Origin of the sequence: Pseudomonas sp. Irchel s3a18, assembly GCF_900187535.1 — a bacterium.
Taxonomy (GTDB): Bacteria; Pseudomonadota; Gammaproteobacteria; order Pseudomonadales; family Pseudomonadaceae; genus Aquipseudomonas.
Genome location: NZ_FYDV01000001.1, coordinates 319,098 through 345,994, shown reverse-complemented (window position 1 = coordinate 345,994; position 26,897 = coordinate 319,098). Strand labels below are relative to the sequence as shown.

The following is a 26,897-nucleotide window of genomic DNA, read 5'->3' as shown; positions in this document are numbered from 1 at the left end:
CAAACGAGGAGCGGACGGTTACTTCGTGAGTTCGTGCGTTACCCCACAATTCAATCGTGCCCTGAGCAAGATAACGCTTGGCTCGTTCACGGTGCTCGAACGATATCTTGTCTTTCATGGGGTTCGTTCAGCGTGTGGACTCAAGATGGGTACGAAAATTCATACAAGGCTTTGGGTCGGTTCCTAGGTACACAGATGTTGTTACGTAGGAATATGGCCTGAAGTGAGGCGTGGGACAGTGCTAATGCCAACTCCCCCCTCGGAGAAGATTCTCGAATAGTTGCTGCTCCAAAAACACCAGGGTTGCAGTTTTAGAAAATTCGATACCAGATAATTTTCGCTATACGGTAAGAAACATAAGATTTTTTGTGGATCTTAATGAGGTGGCGATTCTGGGTGGTCGCATGTCGACTGGCTAGCTATTAGGGGATTGGTCATGGGTAAAGTATCTTCCTTTGTAACAAGGTCAAACCCGGAAGCGTCAATCAGGCTTTTTGCTTTTCCTTACGCGGGTGCAGGTCGCTCTGCATACTCTGAGTTAGCCGATGCGTGCTCGTCGAACATCGAGTGGGTTGAATTTGAACTGCCAGGCCGTGGAGTTTTGTACAGCGAACCGGCGTATACCGAGTTTGACTCGCTTATAACTGATTTAGCTGATCTGCTTGCTGAAAAAACAGGTGACATGCCGTTCGCTTTTTTTGGGCATAGTTTTGGGGCATTACTGGCCTTTGAGACCTGCCGTGAACTGCGCCGGCGAAATAATGAAACACCTATAATGTTATTTCTTTCCGGGCGGCGATCGCCGGAGTGCCTGGCCAAGAGTGCGGAGAGTGGCGTCTATATTTATGATCAGACTGATCAGAATTTCATCAGTAGTGTTAGAGCATGGGGGGTTCTACGAGAGAGCGCGCTAGCGGATTCGTCGTTGCTGGATATTGTATTGCCGCCTTTAAAATCAGATATTCGGTTGGACGAAACCTATCGGTTGGCCAAGGCTGATGATCTTCCTATGGATGTTCCTGCGATCATCTACTCCGGAAATGAAGACCCGAGTGTTTCGTCGGCGGAACTGCAAGGTTGGGGGCAATTTTTTTCGCGCACAGCCGTTACCATGGAGTACTTCGACGGTGATCATTTCTATATTTACGATTCCACGGGCCCGCTCGTTTCAAGCATCGAAAAGCATATCCAGAGCCAAGTGCTTGGATGTGGTACTTCCATACTCTGGACGCCTCCGTCCTCCTATCTGTGCAGCCGGGAGAACTTCAAGAGTGTCGCTGATCTCTTCCGCCTTCAGGTAAGCAAAACTCCGGCAGCACTGGCCCTGGAGGATGGCGATAGATCTTGGTCTTACGAGGAGCTCGCCACTCTCTGCAACCACGTTAGCCTGCAACTGGTGCGCTCTGGGGTGGTAGAGGGTAGTACGGTTGGTCTGTTCCTTGGGCACCGGGCCGAATACCTAATAGCGATGCTTGCCTGTTTGCAAGTCGGCGCCACTGTCTGTCTTCTCGAGGTGAGCTGGTCGGATAGCCTGTTGGCCGAGTTCGTCGAGGCATGCGATGTTTCGTTGATTGTCAGTGAGGGAGAGCTGGCGAAACGTGTGCAAGACAATGGCCCTCTGTTCGTCATGGATGAGGCGCTTCTAGAGGAAGCCTTGTCGTCACCCAAGGACTATACCGTGGTGCGATGCCTGCCCGAGGCAATCGCCATCATCTCCATGACCAGTGGCTCCACCGGGCGTCCCAAGGCGGTACTCACCACTCAGCAAGGTTGTACTTACTGTTTTCTAGCCCGTGGCGAGTTATACCCCTATGCGGCCGAAGGCGAGCGGGAAGGGCTGAATGTATTCTTTGCCTGGGAATGCTTACGCCCCTTGCTGTTTGGTCAAGTAGCGGTAGTTATTCCTGACTCCGTTATTTTCGATCCGCCGCGCTTGCAATCATTCATTGAGAAAAACCGAGTTTCAAGACTGGTCGTAACGCCTTCATTGCTGGCAAACTTGCTGGAAAATCCCATTGCCACCAAGCAGTTAGATAAACACTGGTCTTCAGTGCGCCTATGTTTCTTGATGGGCGAAGTCGTGTCGGGGATGCTCGTTGAAAAAGCCCGCCGAATATTTCCAGTGCATGCTCGACTGATCAATGCATACAGCACTTGGGAAAGTCTGGATGTTGGTTACTCCGATCTGTTTGTCGGAGGAGGCTGCACCAGACTCTGGGCTCCAGTCGGGCAGCCATTACCTGGATCTGCGGTCATTCTATTGGATGAGAATGGCCATTGTGTGCCTTGGGGTATGCCAGGGGAGTTGTATCTGGCTGGCCCGGGCATTGCACCTGGATATCTAGCCGACGATCAAAAAACAGCCGAACGCTTTTTGCCTCTGGCTGCGGAACTGAGCCGTTTACCGTTGTCGGATAAACGGATGTACAGGACTGGAGATCGCGCTCGGCTATTGCAGAATGGTCAGCTATTAATACTGGGACGAATGGATAACACGGTAAAAATCCGTGGTTTCAAAGTTTCCCTTTTGGCGGTCGAGCGTGTTTTCAATGAAATGGAGGGCGTCAGTAAATCAGTTGTTCTGCCACTGATGGATGAGCGCAGTGGCCAGCCCCAAGGGCTGCTGGCTTATATAGTAGGCACCGGCGGCATACCTTCCGAGTTGTTGTTGGCCAAGGCTCGCCGTCAGGCGCGCAGCCGTTTACCGGAGTACGCGCAACCGTCTCATATCATTGGGCTGGCCGAGTTGCCAATGCGACAGGGCGAGTCGCGCAAGCTTGATCTCCAGGCATTACCTCGACCAATTAAGACCGAGCCAGAACCCTTGGAGCGTGTCAACTTGTTGGTAATGGAACAGCGTGTAGCGGATATCTGGTGTGAAGTACTGGGTATCAATAACGTCCAGCCAGCCGACAACTTTTTCGACGTGGGTGGCAGCTCTCTCAGCGCGGCGAACCTGGTCAGCGTATTGACGGAGCGTTTGGGTATTTCTCTGACGGTAGTCGATATTTACCAGCACAGCACTTTGCAGGAGTTCGTCGAATGGCAGCAGGGAGGGCAAGCGAAAAAGAAAGAACAACGCCCACGGCGCCGGGAAGCGACGACAAGTATAGCGGTGGTGGGTATAGCCGGGCGTTTCCCTGGGGCCGATTCCATCGAGGAGTTCTGGAGCAATTTGCAGCAGGGCAACGATAGTCTGCGGCACTTCACACATGAAGAGTTGCGGGCCAAGGGTGTGCCTGATGAAGTATTCACTCATCCAGCCTGGGTCGCGGCTGGCCAGGTTCTGAATGATGCCGATAAGTTCGATGCGTTGTTCTGGGGAATCGGCCAGCGTGAAGCGACTTTGATGGACCCGCAGCACCGCTTGTTCATGGAAGTGGCCTGGGCCGCAATGGAGCAGGCGGGCTATGCGCGTGTGAACAATCCCTACCGTGAGCGCACAGCGGTCTATGCCGCCTGTGGTATGGACGGCTACCTGATCCACCATTTGCAAGGCGGTGGTCTCAAGGAGCCGCTCGACCCCGGCAAGTTATTCCTGACCGAGATTGGCAATGAAAAGGATTACATAGCGACCCGCGTCTCCTTTCAACTCGACCTCGGTGGGCCTGGTGTCACGGTCACTTCGGCATGCAGCAGCGGTCTGCTGGCCGTGGCGCAGGCGGCACAAAGCTTGATGATGGGTCAGTGCGATATGGCAATCGCTGGCGCCTCGTCTTTGAACTTTCCGAATTTTGGCTACTGCTTCGAAGAAGGGCTGGTCGGCAGCGTGGATGGCCGAGTCCATCCTTTCGATGAAGACGCGAGCGGAACCTTGTTCGGCGATTCCGTCGGTGCGGTGGTGCTAAAGCGCCTCGACGATGCTCAAGCCGATGGAGACATGATTTGGGCTGTGCTTTCGGGCTATGGCATGTCCAACGATGGTCGGCAGAAAGCCGGCTACGCGGCCCCGAACGCGGTCGCCCAGACGCGTTGCATTGTCGATGCCATGCAGATGGCGGGTGTGGCAGCCGAACAATTGTCCTATGTCGAATGCCATGCCACAGCTACCCATATCGGTGATGCCATCGAGCTGAAGGGGCTTCGCGATGCTTTCGAGGCCACTCGGAAAACACAACAGGTCACACCGAGAAGCTGCGCGATCGGTAGTGTGAAAGGCAATATCGGCCATGCGAACTGCGCCGCCGGCATCACAGGTTTCATCAAGACAGCTCTTTGCCTGCACCACCGCCAATTGGTGCCGACGGTCAACTTCCATGAGCACAACGCCAAGCTGGTGGATTTGCTCGATCATCCCGCGAGCCCTTTCTATGTTAACCAGGAACTGGTGGATTGGCCGGAAACGGAGACAGGAGAACCCTTGCGTACGGGTGTTTCCAGTTTCGGCATTGGTGGCACCAACGTCCATGTGATTCTGGAGCAGGCACCGGCAAGGCCGGACGAGATTCAGCGAAGCGATTCGGCGTCGTTTTGCCGTCAGCGCCACCTGTTGTGTATCAGCGCGAGAAGTGTTGGCGCGCTAGCGAACAATCTGGAAAAACTGTCACAGGTTCTGGATGACGCTTCGGCAGAGCACATTGCTCAGGCGGCGTTTACTTTGCATCTGGCGCGTGAGGCCCATTCGCTGCGCTTGGCTGTCAGCGTAGCAGCAGACGGACAGGACCTTGGTGCAAACATGCGGGCGGCCTTGGGTAGCGAGCGGCGAGTCAAGGCGGGGCACAAGGCGACCGTTGCTTTGTGCTTTTCCGGCCAAGGTTCCCAGCATGTTGGAATGGCCCGGCAACTCTATAACGGAACGGCGGACGGAGGGTATTTCCGTGGACATTTTGAAGAGGTCTGCCAAGCGCTCACCGGCCCTCTGGGATTCAATCCGCTAGCGCTGATTCTGGGGGCAGATGCAGCTGAAATGCAGCGCCCGGTAGTCACCCAATGCGGCTTATTCGCCGTCGAATATGCGATGGCGTCGAGTCTCATCGAACTGGGTATCCGACCGGTAGCGGTCGCCGGGCATAGCATCGGTGAATATGCAGCGGCGGTAGTAGCTGGGGTTCTTACGCTGGAAGATGCGGCACTGTTGGTGGCGACCCGTGCACTGGCGACCGAGGCGTTGCGTCTGACTGATATACAGGGGCGGCCGGTAAGTGGCGGCATGCTCAGTGTCGCGGGTGATGAGACGGTGTTCCACGACGGGTTGGCTCTGCATCCTGAGCTCTGGCTGGCCGTGCATAACTTACCCGGTCAATGGGTGCTTGCAGGTTTGTTACCAAACCTGGAAAGCGCTGAACAAGCGCTGGATGAGCTTGGTTTACGCTGTACCCGAGTGCCGGTTTCTCATCCATTCCACAGTGCGCTAATGAGCCCTGTCGCCGGACGCCTCCACGAGGCGGCGAAGGTTATCAAGGCCAGTCTGCCGCGTATACCAATGACGAGCAATGTAAGCGGTACCTGGTTGGGCGACGAGGTGCTGGAGAGCGGTTACTGGGGCCAGCACCTGCTGGCCACCGTTCGCTGGGCCGAGGACTTGGAGACTCTGCTGCGTTGGCAGCCCGACATTATTCTCGAGATCGGCCCATCGAATGTGCTGACGGGGTTGGCAGGGCGATTCCTGAGCCTGCGTAACGAAGACACGAATGTTGCACCAACCTTACTGGCGAGCATGCGTCATCCGCGTACAGAGATTGACGATGAGCAAGTATTTTGCGAATTGCTCGGGCGGCTCTGGTGCGCAGGTGTCGATCTGGATTGGGAAGCCTATCATCGCCACGAACAAGCGGGGCCCAGCAATCCGCTACGTCGTATACCGCTACCCTCTTATGCCTTCGAGCGCGATAGCTTTTGGTTGAATCCACAGGCATCGATCTATGTCGATGCACCTGCTTCTAGGTCTTGCGTAGAGAAAACGTCGGAGGTGAGCGCGGCAGCTGCGGCTTCCTCCTGGTTGGTTCGCTTGGTTCCACCGCGGCAGACGGCAACTTTGCGGCTGTACTGTTTTTCCTATGCCGGCGGCAATTCTCGGCATTTCAAGGACTGGGCAAATAAAGCACCTGACTGGCTGGACCTGGTTGCAGTCGAACTGCCGGGGCGCAATGGGCGGATGGAAGAGCCGCTCGCCAACGACGAGCAGAAGGACGCCGAATTGCGCCAGGCTCTGGCGCAAGCCATTCGACGGGATAGCGCTGGTCAGCCTTTTGCTTTCTGCGGTTTGAGTTATGGCGCCGCCCTGGCATCGGAGCTACTGGCGCAGGAGTTGTCCGACCTGGACCAGGATGGGGAGTGCAGTGGCCTGATCGTAGTGGGACGTGCCCCAGTTTTCTCAACACCGAACAACGGCCGGGAGATTGACTCCGAAGCATTCTTGATGGTCCCCGAGGCTACGCGCTCCAATCCGTTGTGGCGGGAATGGTATCTGCCGATCCTGCTCGCCGATCTTGAAAGCGATCAGCGTACCGCGATGCGCATGAGTACGCTTTGGCAACAACGGGGGGGGCGGCCGTTGTTGCGTTGCGAGTTAATGTTGCACTGCGGTAGCCAAGACCCTGCCTGCTCGGTGAGCGAAGCGCAGGATTGGTTCGCACTGAGTTCGGCGATGCCTGGCGAAGTTGCGCAGTACCCAGGCGAGCATGACTTCATGCTACGCGAAGAAGCACTGATCTTCTCGCGCATGCTCGACTGGCTGCAACAACGTAGGCCACGTCAGGCGCCGCCGGATGCCGGCACTCGGCTGTTCAACCTGCAGTGGCAGCCCCTGGCTCCGATTTCTGCGAGACCGGATGATGCAGGTACTCATTGCTGGGAGCTGAATGTCGGTCAGGAGTTGAAGCTGCTGGAGCCGCTTTGCGACTGCCTGAACTCCGACTCGGCCAACGCCGTGCTGCTGTGCCTGGGCAAGCCACAAAGTGATGGCTACGAGCAGTACCAGGGGTTCATGAGTCTCCTGCAACAACTGTTGTTGCGGGATGTCCGTGGGCGCCTGACGCTCCTGCTGCCCGCGTCGCAAAGCAGTGGTCCGTTGGCCGGTCTGGCACGAGTCGCTGGGAACGAATCCAGCGCTTTGTGTGTGCAAAACCTGTTTGCCAGCAACCATCCGGACCTTTCCAGAACCCAACCACAGGCCCATTGGCTGGCGCATCAGGCATCACTGGCAAACGCGTATCCGCAGGAGCGGGAGTTACTCTGGCGCAACAGCTGCCTGCTGGCCGCACGGCTGTTACCAAACGGACAGGTACCCCTCCCGCCCGGAGTCCTCGGCGCTTCCGGCAGTAGTTATCTGATCACTGGCGGCAGTGGAGCGCTAGGGCAGGCGCTGGTGAATTGGTTAATCGACCGACAAGCCGTAGAACCGAGCCATATCGTTATTATCTGCCGCTCGCTACCGACGACACCGCCGCGTGGTGTGCGCTGCATTGCCTGCGATCTGACTCAGCCACAGGCACTGGACAAAGCGTTGCATGGCCTGGAGCGAATGAGTGGGATTTTCCACCTGGCCGGAGTACTTGACGATGGCGCCCTGAGCAACCTTGATGACGTACGTCTGCACAGGGTCCTGGCCCCCAAACTGGCCCTGGCCGATCTTCTGAAATACTCCCGGGGTTGGGGCTGTGACTGGGTGATTGGCTACTCATCCACCAGCGCCTTGCTGGGCGCGATGGGGCAAGGTAATTATGCAGCGGCTAACGCCTGGATCGACCAACTCGCTGATTGGCCGAGGGAGTGTTCGCGTACCCGGGTCGTCAGTCTGGCCTGGGGCACATGGGGCGACATGGGCATGGCCGCTGGTAACCGCAAGGTTTTGCAACGTGCCCACGCTGTGGGGGAGACGCCATTATCGACCCAAGCCGCACTCGATGCCTTGGCTGCCGTATTGAGCCATATGCTGGGCGGGGGGGCAGGAAACCGCTTTGTCGTCTGCGAGATGGACTGGCAGCGCTCCCCGTGGGCTCGCTGGTCGCTGTTGGAGCATGTGCGGCAACCGGTTTTGGCGCCAATGAACACGGTGGTTCATGAGCCATCACTTCATGAGGAGCCATGTCCACTAGAAAGCTTGGCGGTGGAAGACAGTGGCGATTTCGTTCGGCGTTTCCTCGGGGATTACATCAGCCGCTGGGATGAAAGCCTGGACCTGACCTCATTGGGGCTGGATTCACTCGACTTGGCCCAGTTGCGCAACGGCTTCAATAAACGCTTTGGCACACAACTACCGTTATCCATATTCGCCGCGCCCAACCTGACACTGGGACAGCTTTGGCTGCAGTTGCAAACTTTGGCAAAAAATACGGCTGTTATTTCCTGAAGTCCGTTTGTTACGACTACGGCGTCATACCCATGAACTGAATGGAGCACATTCATGAAACCACTGCGTTCGAATGTATGTATTTATCCCTATGACGAACTTTCAATCGAGGAGGATTATCCCTCAACTGAAAGTTTCAAGGTCGTGTGCACCGAGGATGGTCGGGGGGAGGGGATAGAGTCGTTAAAAACTTATCTGCGCGGGCAGCAAGTCTGTCGAGTATCCGGATACATGTTGGCTTCACGCCGCCTGCACACATTGCAAATTAATTACAATACACATTTGTATGATCCCTACTTCACCGGCCTGTTATTACACTCCTGCGATCCCAACGTATTTCTAGACATGAACGAGTTGGAACTCTGGGCATTGAAGACTATTCGTCCAGGCGAGTTGTTGTGCATGGATTACTCCTCCACCGAAGACATATTGATGCGGCAATTTGCTTGTCAATGCGGATCCCCTAACTGCCGCCGATGGATCACGGGATCCAAGGAGCTTCCGAACGAAGAGGGTCAGCGCTTCCTACAGCAATGTTGTGACACTGCAGTGAAGTGTATTCCTAATACTGATTTGCGCGGGGATAAGTCATGAGTGCTTTTTATGAGTCGGCGAGCGACGACAAGTCGGGTGTACGGGTGCGCGGTCGCAGTTATCTAGCCGGAGCCGATAGCCTGGATGTGCCAGAATTCATTCCCCGCGTTAGTCGCGAACAGTTCCTGACCTTGGCTCGACCTTGGCAGGAGGGCTCGCTGGCTCGGGTTGCGGAGCAATGCCGGGAGATTATTGATAAATCCTTGTATGAGCAGGGCGCAATAATATTCAAGGATCTGCCGTTACATAACGCCAGTGACTTCAATGCCTTCATCAACCAATTAGGTTATGCGCCATTCAGCTATAACGGTGGCATTGCCGTGCGTAATCAGGTAGCGGGCCATGTCCTAATGGCAAGCAACGAGGATTCGCGCATCACTCTGGCGCCCCATAATGAAATGGCTTACTTGCTCGAGTTTCCTCGAAAGTTGTTTTTCTTTTGCGCCAGGGAGGGTCTGGAGGGAGGCGAAGTACCGATCAGCGATATTCGCGAGAGCGTGAAGCAGATTTGCCCGAATGTGCTGGCTCGATTCCGAGATGTTGGCATTCGTTATTACCGGAACCTGCCACGCGCTACCGCTATCAACGAAATCGGCTGGGAGGAGACTTTCGGTACGTCTGATAAATCGACTATTGAGCAGATCATGCTTGAGAAAGGCTATGAGTTTGTTTGGGACAAGCAGGACCGGTTGTCCTATAGCTATGTCAATCCGGCTTTCGTTACGCATCCAGATACGGGCGAAGAGCTCTGGTTCAATCAAGTCACCGAACTGCACTGTTCCTATTGGCGAAACCATCCCCAGTTCCCCCCTGATTTGCCGGACAACGCTTACCCGGCGACCACCGCTTATGGTGATGGCACGCCAATTCCCGTCGAATTAATCACCTATCTGCGAGCGGTGCTCTGGCAGCCGGCGAAGGCCGTGAAGATGCGTCAGGGCGATTTGCTGGCGCTGGACAACCTGGTGATTCAGCACGGCCGCATAGGCTTCAGCGGGCCGCGGCAACACATGGTTAGCATCACGGCATAAGGAACAGCTGCAATGGCTCGAATAAATACATCAGCTCTCTGGGATCAACAGCATGTTCTGCACCCTTGGGCAGACCTGTCGACCCTCGGCGAAGAGCCGCCGCTGGTCATCAGTGAAGCCGAAGGGGTCTGGGTCAGCGATGGAGAAGGCCGTCGCTACCTGGATGCGATAGGCGGAATGTGGTGCATGACCCTCGGTTATGGACGTCCGGAACTCGCCGAGGCTATGCGCCGGCAGGCTTTGCGCATGGCGTATTACACGCCTTTTGGGGCCATGGCCAATGAGCCTGCCAGTGAACTGGCAGCGCGATTGGCGGCCTATGCCCCTGGCGATCTCAAACGGGTGCACTTCACCACCTGTGGCTCCACGGCAGTGGAGTCGGCGCTACGCTTCGTCCATTACTATTTCGGCGCCACCGGCCGGCCAGAAAAACGCCATATTGTTTCGCGGGTGGATGCCTACCATGGCAGCACCTATCTGGCGGCATCAGTGTCTGGTAAGGCGTGGGATCGAACCTTTTTCCACTACGAAAACTCTTTCGTCCATCTCCTGTCATCGCCCAATCCGGCGCTGCGCAAGGCCGGCCAGACGCTGGAGCAGTTCTGTGACGAGCGAGTCGCGGAGTTCGAGCAGCTGATTGGTGAGCTGGGCGCGGATCGCGTCGCTTGTTTCATTGCCGAGCCGATCCTCGCTTCGGGAGGGGTAATCATACCGCCGCCTGGCTATCACCAGCGGATGCTTGCGGTCTGCCGCCGGCATGGGGTGCTGTACATCTCCGATGAGGTGGTGACTGGTTTTGGCCGTCTTGGGCACTTCTTCGCCTCCGAGGCGCACTTCGGCATCGTCCCCGATCTGTTGATCACGGCCAAAGGGCTGACCTCCGGTTATCAGCCGCTCGGGGCAGTCTTGATCTCGGAGCGTCTACTCGAACAGATCAGCGGTACGCAGGCCGCGGGGAATGGCACTTTCACCAACGGCTTCACCTATTCAGGACATCCGGTCGCCTGCGCTGTAGCGCTGGCCAATATTGAGCTGATGGAGCGCGAGGGGGTCTGTGAGCATGTGCGTGAAGTGGGGCCTTACTTCATCGAGCGACTCCAGGAACTGCGCCGCTATCCGGTCGTGGCGCAGGTGCGTGGCGACCACCTGATGGCCTGTATCGAATGTGGCGACGGACGTCGCCTCGATGGAATGCCATCACCAGAGTCCATTGCACTGGCCCAGCGCGTCGATGTGCTCTGCCAGGCAAAGGGCCTGTTAGTTCGCCCCTACGAGAACATGTGCATCCTCTCACCGCCACTGATCATCGAGCGTCAACAAATCGATGAAATCGTTCGTATTCTCGGACGTGCGCTGGAGGAGGTCACATGCTGATCAACACCGGTCACCGTGAGCGAGTCAGAGAGCACGTTATCCACACCGCTGGAGTCTCTGATGGAGGACTGCATCTGAGCGGTGGCAGCGACGATCTGTCGAGCCTCAGCTTCGGCGACTACCTGCAAGCCCGCCACATGATGCTCGGGCGCCAAGGATTATGATTATGACCCCATCGACTTCTACGTTAACCGACCACGAACGGCTTCTGCTGAGCAGGGTCGAGGGTTACGTACTCGACTGTGCTCTGGAAATCGTCGAGCTGGAGGAGGGTACCTACGAACCGCATATCGAGTTGAGCGATTTGGGTTTTGACTCGGTCAAAAGCGTCGAGCTCAGCGGCTATCTCAATGAGTACTATGGCATACGCCTCAGCCCAACAGTTTTCTACGATGTACATACCCCGCGCAACATCGCCGCCTACCTGATTCGCCAGCACCGCTCGGCGGTGCTAGCCCGACATGCTGCGGAGTTGCCTGCCGCCGTCATCGCCGAACTGGCGTCCCCACAGCCCGCCAGCACCTGGTACGAACGAGCGAGGCCAACGGCTGACGAGCGTCTGGCGATCGTCGGCATCGGCGCCGTGTTACCCGGCTCGGCGGATTGCAATGAATTCTGGACGCACCTGCGCGATGGCGCGGATCTGATCACTGAAGTCCCCCATGAGCGTTGGGACTGGAGCCTTCTGGAGCCCTCGGGAGAGGCGCGTCACTGGGGTGGCTTCATCGCGGGAATCGAGCTGTTCGATGCGCCATTCTTTCAGATATCCCCGAAAGAAGCCGTGCAGATGGACCCGCAGCAGAGGCTGTTCCTTCAGGTCGCCTGGAAGGCATTGGAGGATGCCGGGATTCGGCCCTCGAGTCTGGCGGGTAGCGACACTGGCGTTTTCGTCGGCGCCGGGACCATGGACTACTGGGAGCTTTCGCCATCGCTGGATGGCCATACCGCGACAGGCGCCTCGCATGCGGTACTGGCCAACCGACTGTCCTATCTGCTCGATCTGCACGGGCCGAGCGAAGCATTGGATACTGCCTGTTCCAGTTCCCTCGTGGCTTTGCACAAAGCCATGCAGGCAATCCGTCTGGGAGAGTGCGGACTGGCAATCGTTGGCGGTGTGAATGCCATGCTAACGCCCAGTTTGCACGTGGCCTTGAACAAAGCCGGCATGTTGAGTCCCGATGGGCGCTGCAAGACCTTCGATGCTTCTGCCAATGGCTACGTGCGTGGCGAGGGCGTAGGCGCGCTGGTGCTTGCGCCGCTAAGTCGGGCGCAAGCCGAGGGCTGGCCGGTTCAGGCGGTGCTGCTCGGCTCGGCGGTGAACCATGGTGGGCATGCCGCTTCGCTAACGGCTCCCACTGTCGAGGCACAGGCGCGTTTGATCGAATGCGCCTGGCGGCGTGCCGGGGTGGACCCGGCGAGTGCGGCCTACATCGAGGCCCATGGCACGGGTACCGCTCTGGGTGATCCGATTGAATTCAATGCGCTGAAGCTGGCGTTCCAGCGTTTATCTAGCGAGTGGGGGCATAAGCTCTGCGCTGCGGCGAGCTGCGGGATTGGCTCGGTGAAAACCAACATAGGCCATCTAGAGTCGGCAGCAGGCATCGCCGGATTGATCAAGGTGGTGCTTGCCATGCGTCATCGGATGCTGCCGGCCAGCCTGCACTTCCATGCCTTGAACCCCTACATTGCGCTCGAAGACAGCCCCTTTTTCGTGCTCGATCAGGCCCAACCATGGCCGTTGCTCAAGGATGCCGAGGGACGGGCGGTGCCGCTACGCGCGGGTGTCAGTTCGTTTGGCTTCGGTGGCGTCAACGCCCATGTGGTGCTCGAGTCGCCCACTCATATGCCGCGTGCTGCCGCGACCGTTGCGGATGACGGGGCGTTCGTGCTGTCCGCGCGCGATCCGGAGCGCCTGCGCGACTATGCAGCAGCTTTCGTGCGCTATCTGGAAGCGGGCCAGGATACGATCGCTATGAACTGCGAGCACTACTTCCGCGACCTGCTGTTCACCTTGCAGGTCGGGCGTGAGCCGATGAAGTGCCGGCTGGCGCTGGTCTGTCGGGACTTGGGCGGGATTGTGCAGGGGCTCGCGGCCTTCCTGCGTGGGCAGGTGGATTGGACGGGGCTGTATTGCTCTGATGAGCTGTCAGCGGAACCAGCACAGGGAGAGCTCGGTGCTCTGGTGCAGTCCTGGGTGTGCGGGGCGAATGTGGCATGGCCGCAATACGCTGCGCGCCGGTTGTCCCATCTGCCCAGCTATCCATTCGCACCATTGCGTTTCTGGTGCAAACAAGGCACCGGCCTGCCAGGAAAACTCGGGCTTTTTGAGCAGTGTCGAACGCATCCCGCAGTAGCCGAGTCGGCCGATCTGGCGGCAGCCGTTACTGCAATCTTCTGTGAAGTATTGGGCTTTGAGGAAATCGCCCCCGATTTGTCATTCGCTGAAATGGGCGCGGACTCGATCCTTGCGGCGCAGATTCGTGAGCTGATCGTGCGGCGACTGAGGGTCGATCTGTCTCTGGGGCGGATGCTGGAAAGTGCCACGTTGGCAGGCTTGATACGCTTGCTCGAAAGTCAGAAGCGTGGGCCGATCATAGTAAACATGGCGGATAGCGGCGGGCGCGATGCAGGTATGGTCGTTGACGACGAGATCGGCGCGGGGGGTGCCTTGCTACCCCGGCCGAAAGGCCAGAACCCACTGTCGCAAGCTCAGGCCCAGTTCTGCTTCCTCGAGCAGTTGAGTCCGGCCAACCCGGCCTTCATTCTACCCGGAGCCTTGCGCATCACCGGCCCCTTTCAGGTTGAGCGGGTTCGTCAGGCCTACGCCTTGGCCCATGAACATCACGAGAGTTTGCGAACCCGTTTCGTGCAGCAGGCCGGCGAATCGGTTCCGGAGCTATTCAATGAAGTCGAGCCACTAATCTGTTTCAGGGATATGACGGAGCTCCTGCCATATGAACAGCAGGAACAGGTTGAAGCCTTGCTGCGGGAAACCGCACGGAAACCGTTGCCCCTGGATCAGGCCCCGCTAAGCCGATTACTGATCCTTTCGCTGGGTGACGAAGAGCACATCCTGCTGTTGTGCATGCACCATGTTATCGCCGATTTCAGTGCTTTGGGGCGGCTGTTGAACGATCTGGCGATGGCCGGCCTGGGACATGACTTCGTGTCTGCACCAACCTTGCAACACGGCGATTACGCCTGGTGGGAACAACAGCATCTGGGGCCGCTCATTGAGCGCCAGTTGCCCTATTGGCGAGAGCGTCTGGCCGATTTGCCAGGACCGTTGCCACTACCTTTCGACCGGCCGCGCCCAGCCCGCCCGAACTACAGGGGAGCGGTGCAGAAATTCAGCCTGAAGCATGACACCGCATTGACCTTGCAGGCGTTCGCCAAGCAACGCCAGCTTTCAGTTTTCGTCGTGCTACTGGCAGCTTTCAACTGCTGGCTCTACCGACTCAGCGGTCGGCTCGACAGCGTGGTAGGCAGTCCTTACGCCAACCGCCTGCAAGCGGAAACTCATGACATGCTCGGCCCGCTGGCGTATGCCCTGATCCTGCGCAGTCCACTGCAGGTCGAAGACACCTTCGAGACAGTGCTGAGCAGGGTACGTGAAACGCTCTACGAGGCATTCGATCATCTTTACGTGCCATACACACGCTTGGTCGAAGTGTTGAATCCGCAGCGGGTGCCTGGTTGCAACCCATTATTCCAAGTGATGCTCAATGTGATTCCGATGGGCAGCCTGGCCGATGAGCTGGAGCCCAGGAGTGTCGATACCGGCTACAGCGATTATGACCTGTCGATGCGTTTGCAGGTGCGGTGCAACGAGGTGCAAGGTTTCCTGCAATACAGCTTGGAGCTGTTCGATGCTGAGACTGCCCGGCAGATGGCCGAGTCCTTTTGTGCCTTGCTCGACGAGGTGTTGCACACTCCCGTTGTTCGTCTGGATCAGCTGCGGCTACGGGAGCAACTGGACCACGCCGAACGTACAAAGACCGCTCGCCCGTTGTACTTGAATATCGCCTCGACTTTCACCGACCGCCCCCTGGAGCCAGCCCTGCATCTGTGGGAGAAGCATCTGGGCAGGCCCTTGGAAGTGAGCTTTGCCGGCTACAACCAGGTCTTCCAGATGCTGTTGAATCCTCAAAGCGTGTTTTTTCAGGCGGATACCGATTGCAACCTTATTCTCTGGCGCAGTGTGGACTGGCTGCGTTTTGAATTGAGTGATGATCCGAGCATTCAGCGACAACGGATTCTCGACAATCTGCAGGACCTGGCCGATGCCATCCTCCAGGCGCTGCCGCAGATGCAGGCTCCGCTCGTGCTGTTGATGCTGCCCGATGAGCTCCAGGCTGACGCATTGCCATTGCGGGCGAAACTGGCGGAGTTGTTGGGCGAACAAGCGAACGTGGTGCTGTTCGATTCGCAGGCCATCGCCACGGATTACCCAGTCGAAACGGTGTTCGATGCATTGGCCGATGAAGCCGGGCATGTGCCTTTCACCTTGCCGTATTACAGCGCCATTGGTGCATTCGTCAGCCGATGGATAGCCCAGCGCGAGGGGATAGCCGAGCAGAGCCCGTGGCAAAGGCCCATCGTAGAGATTCAGGCTGAACTGGAGCGTGCTGCTAAACCCGCTGGAGCAGTGACACAGGCGCAATATGTGGCTGCGCGCAATCCGCTGGAACAGCAGTTGGTGGAAGCTTTCCAGCAGGTGCTGGAGCTTGAGCGGGTTGGCATCGACGACGATTTCTTCGAGGCCGGGGGACATTCACTGGCAGCTATTCGGCTGCTCTATCTGATCAATGAAGCCTGTTCGGCGCGCTTGAGCGTGGCCGAAGTGTTCATGGCTCCCTCCCCGCGACAGTTGGCCAAACGAATCGAGTCGGGGCCGTCGAAACCGCAGCGGGTCGATCTGGCTCATGAGGCCTGCCTGGATGAGCGCATCCAACCCTGCACCATAGAAGTGCCAATGCTGGACCAGGACAACATCCTGCTGACGGGGGGTACCGGTTTCGTCGGGCGCTTCCTGCTACGGGAATTACTCGACCGAACCCGCGCGCAAATTTACTGCTTGGCCAGGGGCCGGAACGCCGAGGAGGTGTGTCAGCGCATTCGTCAGACTATGCAGCAATGGCGGCTGTGGCGCGATGGCGACGAGGCGCGCTTGGTTGGACTGCCAGGCGATCTGACCCTGCCGCGTCTCGGGTTGGCGGACGAGGACTATCGATGGGCTTGCCGCGAAATCGGCGTGATCTACCACAACGCCACCAGCATGAATCACTTGGAGTCGTTCCAGGCGGCGAAGCTGGCCAATGTCGATGGCGTCACGGAACTGTTGCGCCTGACAACAGAGGGACGGCCGAAGACCTTCAACTACGTCTCGACGCTCGGTGTGTTCAGTGCGCTGGACCGGACAGGGACCCTCACCTTCGATGAAACCTCGACGATCGAACACGAGCAGCACCTGATTGCCAGTGGCTATACCAGCAGTAAGTGGGTGGGCGAACAGCTGGTATTGCTGGCCTCGGCCAGAGGGGTTCCTTGCAACGTGTACCGTCTTGGCCTGGTCACCGGTGATTCGCTGGAGGGTCGTTACGACGAACTACAGTCGTTCTTTCGCCTGATCAAGAGCGCGGTATTGATGGGGGCTGCGTTCACCGATTACCGCTATGACCTGGTGATCACTCCGGTGGATTACGTCGCCAAGGCCATGGTGTTTCTGGGGCAACGGTATCGCCAGGGGGGGGGCGTCTTCCACCTCTCGTCGATGGAGGTAACGCCCATGGGGGCCGTGTTCGCCGGCGTCAATCGGCTGGTTCAGGCGCCTCTGGAAATTCTCCCGCATTTCACCTGGTTGCAGCGAGTCAAGGCTTTATACCAGCAGGGCCTGGCGTTGCCGATCATCCCTCTGGTGCAAGGGCTGATGAACTTGAGCGAAAGCGAAATCGACCAGCTCAGCACCGAGCGCCAGCGTACCACCCTCATTTATGACTGCCGACGTACCCAGCGTGAGCTTGAGGCTGCGGGAATTCACCTGCCGCCGTTCGATGAACGACTGCTGTTTATCTACCTGCGCGGCTTGCTGGCACAGGATGTCGAGTTGCGTGAGTCCGGAAAATTTCAATTGAAAGCGCTGTGCGCGGATGGCGAAACGACCGCGTTAACCCACATCACCGAATGTAAGGAAACACAATGAGCGTGAAAATGTATTACGACGACGCGGCGTCCCCTGCAGTACTTGATGACCTGACCGTGGCTGTAATCGGTTATGGCATCCAGGGTCGAGCCTTTGCCGCCAACCTACGCGATAGTGGGGTTCACCTGTGCGTCGGGAATATCGACGATGAGTATCGAAGCGTGGCACTGGCCGATGGTCACCAGGTTCTGACGATTGGCGATGCCGTAACGCGGGCTGATGTGATCCTCTTGCTGATTCCCGACGAGGCCCACCGCTCGGTATTCGAGGAGCAGATTCGCCCATGCTACCGGCAAGGCGCCACCTTGTTGGTCGCCCATGGCTTCTCGGTGAGCGAGGGGCATGTATGCCCGCTGCCGGGGCTCGATCTGGCCATGCTTGCACCGCGCATGTACGGCGAGCCTTTGCGCAAATATTTTCTCGCGGGGAAGGGGGCTCCAGCCTATCTGGATGTCATCGCCGATGCGTCCGGTCAGACGTTGCAGCGCACATTGGCGATTGCCCGTGCGGTGGGATTCACCCGCGCGGGGGTGATGCCGCTCCAGTACCGTCAGGAAACCCTGCTCGATCTATTCCAGGAGCAATTCCTGGCACCGGCGCTGGTCGATCTTATCGAGACGGCTTTCACGGTGCTGGTCGAGCATGGCTTCGACCCGCATGCGGCGCTGCTCGAGCTCTATGGCTCGGGTGAGATGGGCAAGATGCTGCTGGACGGCGCCGAGTGGGGGTTGGATGAGGTCGTCGAGCGGCAAGGTTCGCCAACCTGCCAGGTGGGGTACCACCTGTATCGGCATCGGTCGTTGCCGACAGAACTGCTCGCCGAGCAGGCCAAGGGAATCTTGCAGCACCTGGAGAACGGTGAGTTCGCCAAAGTACTCAAGGCTGAAGCGGAGAAAGACTATCCGTTGCTCAAGCAGTGCCGCAGGGAGCTGCGCGAAAGATCGCTGAGTTCGACCCATAACGAAGTGCGTCGTCTGTTCCGCTTCCCCTCCGACGATCCAGTCGAGCTATATCTGGCGCAAGTTCGCCCGGCGGCTTCTTGAGTGTTTCCAGATCATTCAACGCGGAGGCGATAACGATGGACAAGCAATACCGTTTACTCATTGGTGCAACGTTCACCGCCAAGGGACTGGAACCCTATTTGTCCGAGAAGCAGGATGGAATAGGCGGTCCGGTTGGCTTCTTGCCCTATAACCAGTTGTTGCAGACATTGCTCGGCCAGATTCCGCCTTGCGAGCATCTGTTGCTGATGCTTCGGCTGTCGGATCTGCTGCGCGGAGTGGAACTCGCGGATGAACACTGGCATGCGCGTATCGAAGAAAACCTCCAATTGTACACAGAGGCCATCGACGCATCCCGGCAGCACAGTGGTCGCCAGTGCTGGCTGTTGCTTGTGCCCGAAGCCGATGACTTGTCGGCGTTACGGCGCAAGGCCTGCGAACAGGGCGCTGCGCAGCTTCGTCAATTGAGCGGGGTGCGCTGGCTGGAATGGGATGAATACGTTGCCCAGAGCGGTGTTTCCCGGCATCTGGATGCGCTGTCGGACAAGCTCGCCCATATTCCGTTCAGCGCCGACTGCCATCGCAGTCTGGCGGCATTTCTGGTGACGCACCTAGGAGCGCCAGAAGCGGTGCACGATACTGCCCCAGCTCCAGAGCCGCCAAGCGATAACGCTCTCGGGCGCTTCCTCGAGCGCCTCGACCTGCAGGTGAGTTGCCGTTATCTCAGCCACGCGCAGGAGTTCGCCGCGGCAGCCAAGCTGAGTCACACCGCAGCGACCTTTCATGCCAGTGGCTGCAAGCTGACGGCCGAGCAATTGCAAGCGCAGGCGACTACCAAGGGTAAGGCGCTGATCGGTATCAACGTCAGCGACCGCTTCGGCCAGTACGGCTTTTCTGGATTCTTGTTGTTGCGCCAAGCTGATCAGCCGCTCATCGAAGAGTTTGTGCTCAGCTGCGTGGTACTGGGCAAACAGGTAGAGCATTGCCTGCTGCGGGCTTTGGCGCTGCAAGCGCGGAGCAAGGGTTGCTTGCGCTTGGGATTGGCCGGCCAGGATTTGCCCGATAGTCAATTCTGGAGATGGTTGGAGCAACTGACAGTACTGGCCGGAGAGCGCTGGCTAGCGGATGGCGCGGCACTCTATTGCACCCCGCAGGCCTGGCTGGAGCAGCTCTCGGCGACAGCGAGCAGTCCGACAATGCTAGCGCGCACTGAGGTGTCGCTGCCTGCATGCTGCCTGGGGAAGAATCCATGCTAGGGGCGGGCGACATCCATCTCTGGCAAGTGGACCTGGCGGATGAGCGTTGGGATTCAGGTCAAGTCGTTCTCCATCCCCAGGAGCGGCATGGCATGGATATCGAGCGCCGACGCGCACGTACGGCCTTGCGGCTGATTCTGGGGCATTACCTGGAATACGCGCCGCAACATCTGATGTTGATCCGCGATGAGTTGGGTAAGCCACATCTGGCCGATAAGCCGCTGCATTTCAGCTTGGCGCATTCGAACTCTTGTGCGCTGATCGGCCTTTCCAGGGTTTCCCTAGGAGTCGACCTGGAGCGTGAAGACGAGAGTCTGAACTGCTCGAGGCTGTTCGATTGGGTTTGCCATGCACGTGAACGCTTCTCGCTGGAAGCATTGCCCCTGGCTTTGCACAGAGCCTTCTACTACCGCCTGTGGGTGGCCAAAGAAGCGTATTGCAAAGCCATAGGCCTGGGGCTGCGCAAACCGATGACAAGCTTCTGGCTACGCCATTTCGGGCGAGGGCGTTACGACATCGTCGACCCTGGTGAGCAGGGCGGTTATCGCCTGCGATATCTGCCGAGCCTGCCAGGGTGGACCGCCGCATGTTGTTCACGCTTGGTGGCACCGCGGCTCAATTGCTATTGGGCGACACCTTCAGCGCAGAACAACGTCTTGAAACTCTCGGCTTAAGGAAATGACACAGTAATGAACGTGATCAATGAACCCTGGTGGCAGCGTGAGAGCCTAGCTTATCGCAACGGTAGGCTGAACTTTTGTCAGCGTGATGTCGCCGATCTCGCGACGGCGTTCAAAGAGCCGCTTTTTCTCTACGAGGCGCAACGCCCTGCGCAGAAGCTCCAGAGCCTGGAGCGAGCCTTGCAGCGCAGGGCCATCCCCTATCGTCTGTATTACGCGATGAAGGCCAATCGTTTCCCGCCCTTGCTCTGCCATCTGCGCGAGAGCGGCGAATACGGTCTCGATGTCTGCTCACCGGAAGAATTATACGCGGCGTTGGCCTGTGGTTATCGCCCGGAGCAGATTTCCTACACCGCCCATGGCATGGCGCAGAGCGATGCCCGACTGCTAGCTGCATTTCCGCAGGTTGCGGTCAATTGCGACACGATGAGTGCCTTGCGTTGCCTGGGCCGGCTCGGGAGGGGGAGGGAAATTGGCTTGCGTATCAACCCCGGCATCGGAATTGGCTATGCGGACAGTGAGAAGCTGAGTTACGCCGGTCAGCGCACCACCAAGTTCGGTATTTACCAAGAGCAGTTCGATGAAGCCTTGGCGCTTGCCCATGAGTATGGGTTGAAGGTGATACGTCTGCATTGTCATGCCGGATGCGGATATCTGGATAGCCAGTTGGATTCTTTTGAGAATGTCCTTGAGGCCCTGGCGTGTTTCTTTGAAAAGCTCCCCGAACTCCAAGAGGTCAATCTGGGAGGCGGCCTCGGCCTTCCGCATCGAGCAGACGAATGCGCGCTGGATCTTGAGCGCTGGGCATCACTGATCCAGAAGCACATCGCCAGTCGAGGCGTGCGGGTGCTCCTGGAACCGGGGGATTTCATTGTCAAGGACGCGGGCATGCTCGTACTGCGGGTGAATTATCTGGAAACCAAGCGCGACACGTTGTTCGCCGGACTGGATGGCGGCTTCAACCTGGCCATAGAGCCGGCTTTCTATGACATGCCCTGTGAGCCGGCGCCTTGCGTTTTGCGGCCAGGGGAGCCTCAGCGGATGACTCTCGCCGGGAATATAAACGAAGCACTGGACATCTGGGCAGCTGACGTCCGGTTGTCGCCGCTCGAAGAAGGGGACTTCGTGGCCCTCCTGAATGCGGGGGGTTATGCCGCCTCAATGAGTTCCAATCATTGCATGCGTGGAAGTTATCGCGAGTTGTTGCTGTGTTGAATGCACCGGCGCGCAGCCGATCAAAACAGGCTCTTAGAACCACCGTAAAAAGTCCAATGTGCATAAGGAGAAGTACTGATGGAAACCATCAAAGCTCAGCTGCTGACGCTGGGACAAAGCCTCATACCGGGCGGCCGATTCGATAGTTCAGCCAGCATGACCAGCCTGCCGGAATGGACATCGATCATGCACATTCAAATTCTGAGCGAAGTGGCCCATCGATTCGCCATCGATATCGAACTCAAGGAAGCCTATCGGCTTGACTCGTTCGAGCGTCTGCTGGCGTACATCGCCGTACAGAAAGCTTGCGCGGCACAGCCGGGGCCTGCTGGGGAGATGGGTAGCTGATGAATATTGGCAGCTTGTTTCAGGCCCGTTCCGAGGCATTTCCACAGAGGGTTTTCCTGATTTTTCCCAAGGAGGAATTGCAGTTCGACTATGCCGGTTTCTATGCCTTGGCGAGTACGGCCGCCGAACGTCTGGAACGGGCCGGGCTGGAGCGAGGAGACTCTTTGTGCCTGGTGTTTCCCAACGGTCCGGAGTTTCTGCTGTATTACTTCGCCGCACACCTACTAGGTGTGGTTCTGGTACCGATTAATCCGGTACTGAGCGTTAACGAGATGGCTTTCATCATTGCCAACAGTGGGGCGCGTCTAGCGCTATTCGATGCCTCGCTGAGCAACTTGATTGCGGCAATCGAACGGTGTGAGTCAAGTTGCCGTTTGGAAGCACTGCAAAGGCCCTCCGTTTTCACCCTGGCGAATCTACTCGAACAGCCCGCCGCCTTGCGGAGCGCGCGCAGCGATGTCGGGCTTGAGGATCTCGCGCTAGTGCTCTACACCTCGGGAACCACGGGGAATCCAAAGGGAGTGCTGTTGACACATGGCAACTTCCTTGCCGATAGCCAGGCCTTGGTGGAGTGGTTCGCTTTCGAGGATGGCACCCGTACATTGTGCGTACTTCCGATGTTTCACAACAACGGGCAAGTCATCACCTTGCTTTCGCCACTCTATGTAGGGGGCAGTAGCGTGATCCTCGAAGGGCGCTCGGCACTCTTGTCGTTCTGGACGATGATTGAGCGCTATCGCGTGGACTGGACCAGTGTGATGCCCGCATTCCTCTCGGCCTTTCTCGAGTATCGACTGCCACGAACCGACTGCACGCTCAAGGGCATCGTTTGTGGTGGGCAGGTATTACTGGAAGAGGTGCGCAGCCAGTTCGAGCGGTGCTACGAGGTGGCGGTATTCGAAGGCTATGGACTGACCGAAACAACATCTTTCTCCTGCCTCAATAGGTTCCCGGCGGAGCGCCGCTGCCTGGGTTCCATTGGGGAGGCGCTCCCCTGTAACCGCATGAAGGTGGTTGACGGCGAAGGCAATGAGCTGCCGCCTGGAGAGATCGGGGAGATTCTGATTCAGGGAGAGAACGTCGCCCGTGGTTACCACAACTTGCCTCTGACTACCCAACAACGTTTCTGCGCTGGTTGGCTGCATACCGGTGATTATGGTTATCGCAATGCGCAAGGGCACTACTTTTTCTCCACCCGTCTGGACGATCTGATCATCCGTGGGGGCGAGAATATTTATCCGGCTGAGCTGGAAAACCTGTTGCACGCCTGCGACGAGGTGGTGGAGTGCGCCGCGGTTGGTGTTCCCGACCCGCTATTGGGCCAGGAAATCTGCCTATATGTGAAGTTGCGCCAGGGCAGCGATGTCGATTCCGACTGGATCAGGAACTACTGCCGGCTGCGCATCGCTGCCTTCAAACAACCCAAGCATGTGCTGATTCTGGGCCCGGATATCGGTATGCAGGAATTGCCCAAAGGGCCCACGCGGAAAATCCTCCGGCGCCAGTTGAAGGAACACTACCTGCTCAATAACAACATGTCGGCGACTTGAACGAGTGCGTCCTGAAGGACCCTGCCTATCAATATTGAGAGCTGCCCATGAGCCTGAAGTTGCTATTGCTATTTCTCCATCTGCTGTTCGTTGCTACCTGGCTGGGATGCATATTGGTCGAAGCGGTATACGAACACTCCATCGAGCCGAGTGCGTCGATGCGTGAATTCATCGCGCAGTTGCACTGGACGACGGACAAATACATCGAAGTGCCCGCGATAGTTGGCGTATTGCTGAGCGGCGGCTGGCTGTTGTCATTAACGGCCATCACACCGCTACTCCTGATGAAGATCGGCTTTGGATTGTTGGCCGTGCTCTTCAACATGTTCTGTGTGGTTCTGGTCATAAAAAGAATGACGGCAGTCCGTAAAAGGGATTTTCAACGCTACGAAAAGCTCGATCGCTTGCAACATAAATTCGGCGCTGTGGTGCTGTTTGGGGTTGTCGTTGCGCTTGGCATCGGTGGCTATTTGTTTGCTCAGGGCCGTTACTAATGGAGGCCAATATGTTCGCCTATATATTCCCTGGTCAGGGTAGCCAGGCCGTTGGTATGGGAGCTGGGCTGTTCGAACGCTTCCCCAGACTGGTGGAAGAAGCCGACGATCTGCTCGGCTATTCAACTCGGCAATTATGCCTGGAGGATCCTCACGAGCATCTCCAACGGACTGCCTATGCGCAACCGGCCATCTATCTGAGCAATGCTCTGCATCTCGCTGATTTTCGGGAGCAGGGCGTGGATTCGCCGGCTTACTGTGCCGGTCATAGCCTGGGGGAATACAGTGCCTTGTACGCCGCTGGCGCTATCGATTTCTCCACTGGGCTGAAGCTGGTACGGCGACGCGGCGAGTTGTTCGAGCAATGCAGCACTGGCAGCGCTATGGCGGCCGTGGTGGGTTTGAAATTGTCGCGGATAAAAGCCGTGCTGCGCGATGAGGGGCTGGCGAGCATCGACCTGGCCAATTTCAACACCTCATTGCAGACAGTACTGGCCGGCCCTGTGGCAGACCTGCAACAAGCTGGCGTAGTACTGGAGCGGGCCGGGTGTGTGTTGTTCAGCTTGCTGAAGGTCAATGGGGCATTCCATTCCCGCTATCTATCGCCCATTCGCTCCGACTTCGCCGAAACCCTGGCCTCATGCACATTCTCTGCGTTGCGTGTACCCGTCATCGCCAACGTTACGGCCCGTCCTTATCAGGCCGGGCGTACTCCCGAATATCTCCTGGAACAGTTGGATCACCCGGTCCGCTGGGTGGAGACGCTGCGCTATCTCGCCTCCCAAGGCATCACGCAGTTGCATGAACTCGGGCACGGCCAGCTTCTGCGTGGTTTGTGCAGGAGCCTTTTACGAGAACAGAGACAGCTTGCCAAAGAGCGAGAGAAATTGCCCGGAGTCAACTGACTCGGGGGGGCAAAAACTGTTTGGATTCTACCGGTTGTAAAGCTTGCACCATTCAAAATGGCCTTGCCGCCTCGGTTCATAGTTCGAAGGAGGACGAGATGAAAAGTTCAATCATGAAAGCTTCTAGTGTGGACCAGTGTCCACCTGTGGTCAGCGCTGTTTCAGTAGCTGACCTGTTGCGCCAGCGTTCACGTCTGCAGGCAGATGAGCCGGTCTTCGCGTTCCATGGCTTTGACTGGGAAGATGACTTGCTGATGGATTATCGGCAACTGGATGAGCGTGCCAATGTGCTGGCGATGCGCTTGCGTGAGCAAGGGTTACGGCATGGTGAGCGTGTCTTGCTGGTCTATCCCTCGGCTCGAGATTTTCTTCCTGCATTTTTCGCCTGTTTATACGCAGGCTGCGTCGCGGTGCCGGTCCACTTTCCGGAGGACGACAAAGAGCAGCGTCGCCTGGCGGGTATTTTGCTCGACTCCAAGCCGAGCATTGTCATGTGCCGCACTGCAGACCAGCCGCAGCTGGAGGCTAACCTTGCGGGCCTGGGCCACTTCACGCTGCGTTGTCTGGATACCACGGGGCCGTCAATCGACCCCGTAAAACCGATCGATATCTCAGCGATTGGGCCTGATGACGTGGCGTTTCTCCAATACACCTCTGGCTCCACGTCGGCCCCCAAGGGGGTGATGGTCAGCCACGGCAACCTTCTGCATAACCTGGCTGTGATTCAAGAACGCATTGGCTCCCGTGAGGGACGCTGCCTGCTGCTCAGTTGGCTGCCTCACTTTCACGATATGGGTCTGATCGGAGGGTTGCTCCATGCCGTCTATTGTGGGCGGCCGATCATCCTGTTCTCGACGGTCAGCTTCCTGCAACAACCCATGCGTTGGCTGAGGATGATCAGCGACTATCGGGTGACTCACTCCGTCGGTCCCAACTTTGCCTATGAACTGTGCCTGAAACGCAGCAAACGCATCAATCTGGAAGAGCTCGACTTGTCCTGTTGGCGCATGGCCTTCAGCGGTGCCGAGCCTGTACGCAGTGAGGTGCTGTTGCAATTCGCCGAGCGTTTTGCGCCAACGGGCTTTTGCCTGGACAGTTTCCTGCCCGGCTACGGCTTGGCGGAATGCACCGTGATGGCCACGGCGAAGCGCCATGATCAGCCGGTGATGATGCGTGATGTGGATTATCGGGGGATCACTGAAGGGGAGTGTCGGCCCGCTGTGCTCGGTGAGCGAATGGTGACCCTGACGTCCAGTGGCAATGCCCGGCAACAGGAACTGTTGAATATCTTCATTTGCGAGCAGGAGTCGGGCCTTCCCCTGGCAGACGGGAAGATCGGTGAAATATGCATTTCAGGAAAAAGTGTCTGCCAGGGTTACTTCGGTCAACCTGAGATATCGCACGAAACATTCAATGCCTATACCGAGCATTTTGGTAACAGCGGCGTACTGAGAACGGGCGATCTTGGCTTTCTCGATGAAGCCGGTGAACTGTTCGTTACCGGCCGGTTGAAGGATGTCGTGATCTGTAATGGTGCCAACCATTATCCGCAAGACCTGGAACTTGTGATCGAACAAGCCGATGCACGGGTGAGGGAGGGAAGAGTTGCGGTATTCAACCTGAATGTGGAAGGGCGGGATGGGGTTTTCGCGGTATGTGAAATCGGCAATCAGAACGCTTCCAATGACGAGTGGGATATTCAGGGCAGTGGCCTGATCGAGTCCGTTAGACAAGGCTGCGGCGTGCTGTTGACTGGCGTGATTATGGTCCGCAAAGGCTGTGTGCCGCGCACCTCCAGCGGCAAGATCCAGCGCGGTGAGTGCCGTAATCGCTTGTTACGGGGCGAGCTTCAGATACTGCACGAGAAATATTCACCCGGCTGGGCGGAGGGCGTGGAGCAGCTAAGGCGGATGGCCGAGGGTGCTCTGGTGTCATCGTCGTTGGTCATTTGAACTGA

At 57.6% G+C, this 26,897-nt stretch carries 15 protein-coding genes; all 15 read left to right on the top strand.

What is annotated here, in order from left to right:
• Positions 1-436: 436 nt before the first annotated feature.
• The 15 genes from CKW29_RS01330 to CKW29_RS01270 all read left to right on the top strand — a co-directional run bounded on the left by CKW29_RS01330 (position 437) and on the right by CKW29_RS01270 (position 26,892).
• Positions 437-8,290 (top strand): type I polyketide synthase, encoded by a 7,854-nt coding sequence (locus tag CKW29_RS01330; protein ID WP_095147773.1) that lies wholly within the window; start codon positions 437-439, stop codon positions 8,288-8,290.
• Positions 8,291-8,344: 54 nt separating this feature from the next.
• Positions 8,345-8,884 (top strand): SET domain-containing protein-lysine N-methyltransferase, encoded by a 540-nt coding sequence (locus CKW29_RS01325; protein WP_095147772.1) that lies wholly within the window; start codon positions 8,345-8,347, stop codon positions 8,882-8,884.
• Positions 8,881-9,915: a TauD/TfdA family dioxygenase gene (locus tag CKW29_RS01320; RefSeq protein WP_095147771.1), complete on the top strand. Its 1,035-nt coding sequence runs from the start codon at positions 8,881-8,883 to the stop codon at positions 9,913-9,915. The genes CKW29_RS01325 and CKW29_RS01320 overlap by 4 nt, the downstream gene beginning before the upstream one ends.
• Before the next feature lie 12 nt (positions 9,916-9,927).
• On the top strand, positions 9,928-11,289 hold the full coding sequence (locus CKW29_RS01315) for an aminotransferase (protein ID WP_095147770.1): 1,362 nt from the start codon (positions 9,928-9,930) through the stop codon (positions 11,287-11,289).
• Positions 11,283-11,453 carry a hypothetical protein gene (locus tag CKW29_RS25700; RefSeq protein ID WP_159950222.1) on the top strand — a complete coding sequence of 57 codons (171 nt, stop codon included), beginning with the start codon at positions 11,283-11,285 and terminating at the stop codon, positions 11,451-11,453. Before CKW29_RS01315 ends, CKW29_RS25700 begins: the two co-directional genes overlap by 7 nt.
• A 2-nt stretch (positions 11,454-11,455) precedes the next feature.
• Entirely contained in the window at positions 11,456-17,491 is a 6,036-nt protein-coding gene (locus CKW29_RS01310; RefSeq protein WP_159950219.1) for a thioester reductase domain-containing protein, read from the top strand.
• On the top strand, positions 17,488-18,534 hold the full coding sequence (locus tag CKW29_RS01305; protein ID WP_095144278.1) for an NAD(P)-binding domain-containing protein: 1,047 nt from the start codon (positions 17,488-17,490) through the stop codon (positions 18,532-18,534). The genes CKW29_RS01310 and CKW29_RS01305 overlap by 4 nt, the downstream gene beginning before the upstream one ends.
• 35 nt (positions 18,535-18,569) lie before the next feature.
• A complete protein-coding gene (locus CKW29_RS01300) occupies positions 18,570-19,748 on the top strand; it encodes a hypothetical protein (RefSeq protein WP_095147768.1) in 1,179 nt (392 codons plus the stop codon).
• Positions 19,721-20,422 (top strand): 4'-phosphopantetheinyl transferase superfamily protein, encoded by a 702-nt coding sequence (locus CKW29_RS01295; RefSeq protein ID WP_095147767.1) that lies wholly within the window; start codon positions 19,721-19,723, stop codon positions 20,420-20,422. Before CKW29_RS01300 ends, CKW29_RS01295 begins: the two co-directional genes overlap by 28 nt.
• A 15-nt stretch (positions 20,423-20,437) precedes the next feature.
• Positions 20,438-21,643 (top strand): diaminopimelate decarboxylase, encoded by a 1,206-nt coding sequence (locus tag CKW29_RS01290; protein ID WP_095144275.1) that lies wholly within the window; start codon positions 20,438-20,440, stop codon positions 21,641-21,643.
• A gap of 78 nt (positions 21,644-21,721) precedes the next feature.
• Positions 21,722-21,991, top strand: coding sequence for a hypothetical protein (locus CKW29_RS25835; protein WP_218192029.1), 270 nt, complete (start codon positions 21,722-21,724; stop codon positions 21,989-21,991).
• Positions 21,991-23,541, top strand: coding sequence for a class I adenylate-forming enzyme family protein (locus tag CKW29_RS01285; RefSeq protein ID WP_218192176.1), 1,551 nt, complete (start codon positions 21,991-21,993; stop codon positions 23,539-23,541). Before CKW29_RS25835 ends, CKW29_RS01285 begins: the two co-directional genes overlap by 1 nt.
• A gap of 47 nt (positions 23,542-23,588) precedes the next feature.
• Positions 23,589-24,035 (top strand): hypothetical protein, encoded by a 447-nt coding sequence (locus tag CKW29_RS01280; protein ID WP_095147766.1) that lies wholly within the window; start codon positions 23,589-23,591, stop codon positions 24,033-24,035.
• 11 nt (positions 24,036-24,046) lie between these two features.
• Positions 24,047-24,940: an ACP S-malonyltransferase gene (gene fabD, locus CKW29_RS01275; protein ID WP_095144273.1), complete on the top strand. Its 894-nt coding sequence runs from the start codon at positions 24,047-24,049 to the stop codon at positions 24,938-24,940.
• Positions 24,941-25,038: 98 nt separating this feature from the next.
• Positions 25,039-26,892, top strand: coding sequence for a fatty acyl-AMP ligase (locus CKW29_RS01270; protein WP_095147765.1), 1,854 nt, complete (start codon positions 25,039-25,041; stop codon positions 26,890-26,892).
• Positions 26,893-26,897: the final 5 nt, after the last annotated feature.

Bases quoted from the DNA above. Each gene is read 5' to 3' on its own strand.
- CKW29_RS01330 (WP_095147773.1), top strand. From the start codon at position 437: ATGGGTAAAGTATCTTCCTTTGTAACAAGGTCAAACCCGGAAGCGTCA.
- CKW29_RS01320 (WP_095147771.1), top strand. From the start codon at position 8,881: ATGAGTGCTTTTTATGAGTCGGCGAGCGACGACAAGTCGGGTGTACGG.
- CKW29_RS01300 (WP_095147768.1), top strand. From the start codon at position 18,570: ATGGACAAGCAATACCGTTTACTCATTGGTGCAACGTTCACCGCCAAG.
- CKW29_RS25700 (WP_159950222.1), top strand. From the start codon at position 11,283: ATGCTGATCAACACCGGTCACCGTGAGCGAGTCAGAGAGCACGTTATC.
- CKW29_RS01285 (WP_218192176.1), top strand. From the start codon at position 21,991: ATGAATATTGGCAGCTTGTTTCAGGCCCGTTCCGAGGCATTTCCACAG.
- CKW29_RS01270 (WP_095147765.1), top strand. From the start codon at position 25,039: ATGAAAAGTTCAATCATGAAAGCTTCTAGTGTGGACCAGTGTCCACCT.
- CKW29_RS01315 (WP_095147770.1), top strand. From the start codon at position 9,928: ATGGCTCGAATAAATACATCAGCTCTCTGGGATCAACAGCATGTTCTG.
- CKW29_RS01305 (WP_095144278.1), top strand. From the start codon at position 17,488: ATGAGCGTGAAAATGTATTACGACGACGCGGCGTCCCCTGCAGTACTT.
- CKW29_RS01310 (WP_159950219.1), top strand. From the start codon at position 11,456: ATGACCCCATCGACTTCTACGTTAACCGACCACGAACGGCTTCTGCTG.
- fabD (WP_095144273.1), top strand. From the start codon at position 24,047: ATGTTCGCCTATATATTCCCTGGTCAGGGTAGCCAGGCCGTTGGTATG.
- CKW29_RS25835 (WP_218192029.1), top strand. From the start codon at position 21,722: ATGGAAACCATCAAAGCTCAGCTGCTGACGCTGGGACAAAGCCTCATA.
- CKW29_RS01295 (WP_095147767.1), top strand. From the start codon at position 19,721: ATGCTGCCTGGGGAAGAATCCATGCTAGGGGCGGGCGACATCCATCTC.
- CKW29_RS01290 (WP_095144275.1), top strand. From the start codon at position 20,438: ATGAACGTGATCAATGAACCCTGGTGGCAGCGTGAGAGCCTAGCTTAT.
- CKW29_RS01325 (WP_095147772.1), top strand. From the start codon at position 8,345: ATGAAACCACTGCGTTCGAATGTATGTATTTATCCCTATGACGAACTT.
- CKW29_RS01280 (WP_095147766.1), top strand. From the start codon at position 23,589: ATGAGCCTGAAGTTGCTATTGCTATTTCTCCATCTGCTGTTCGTTGCT.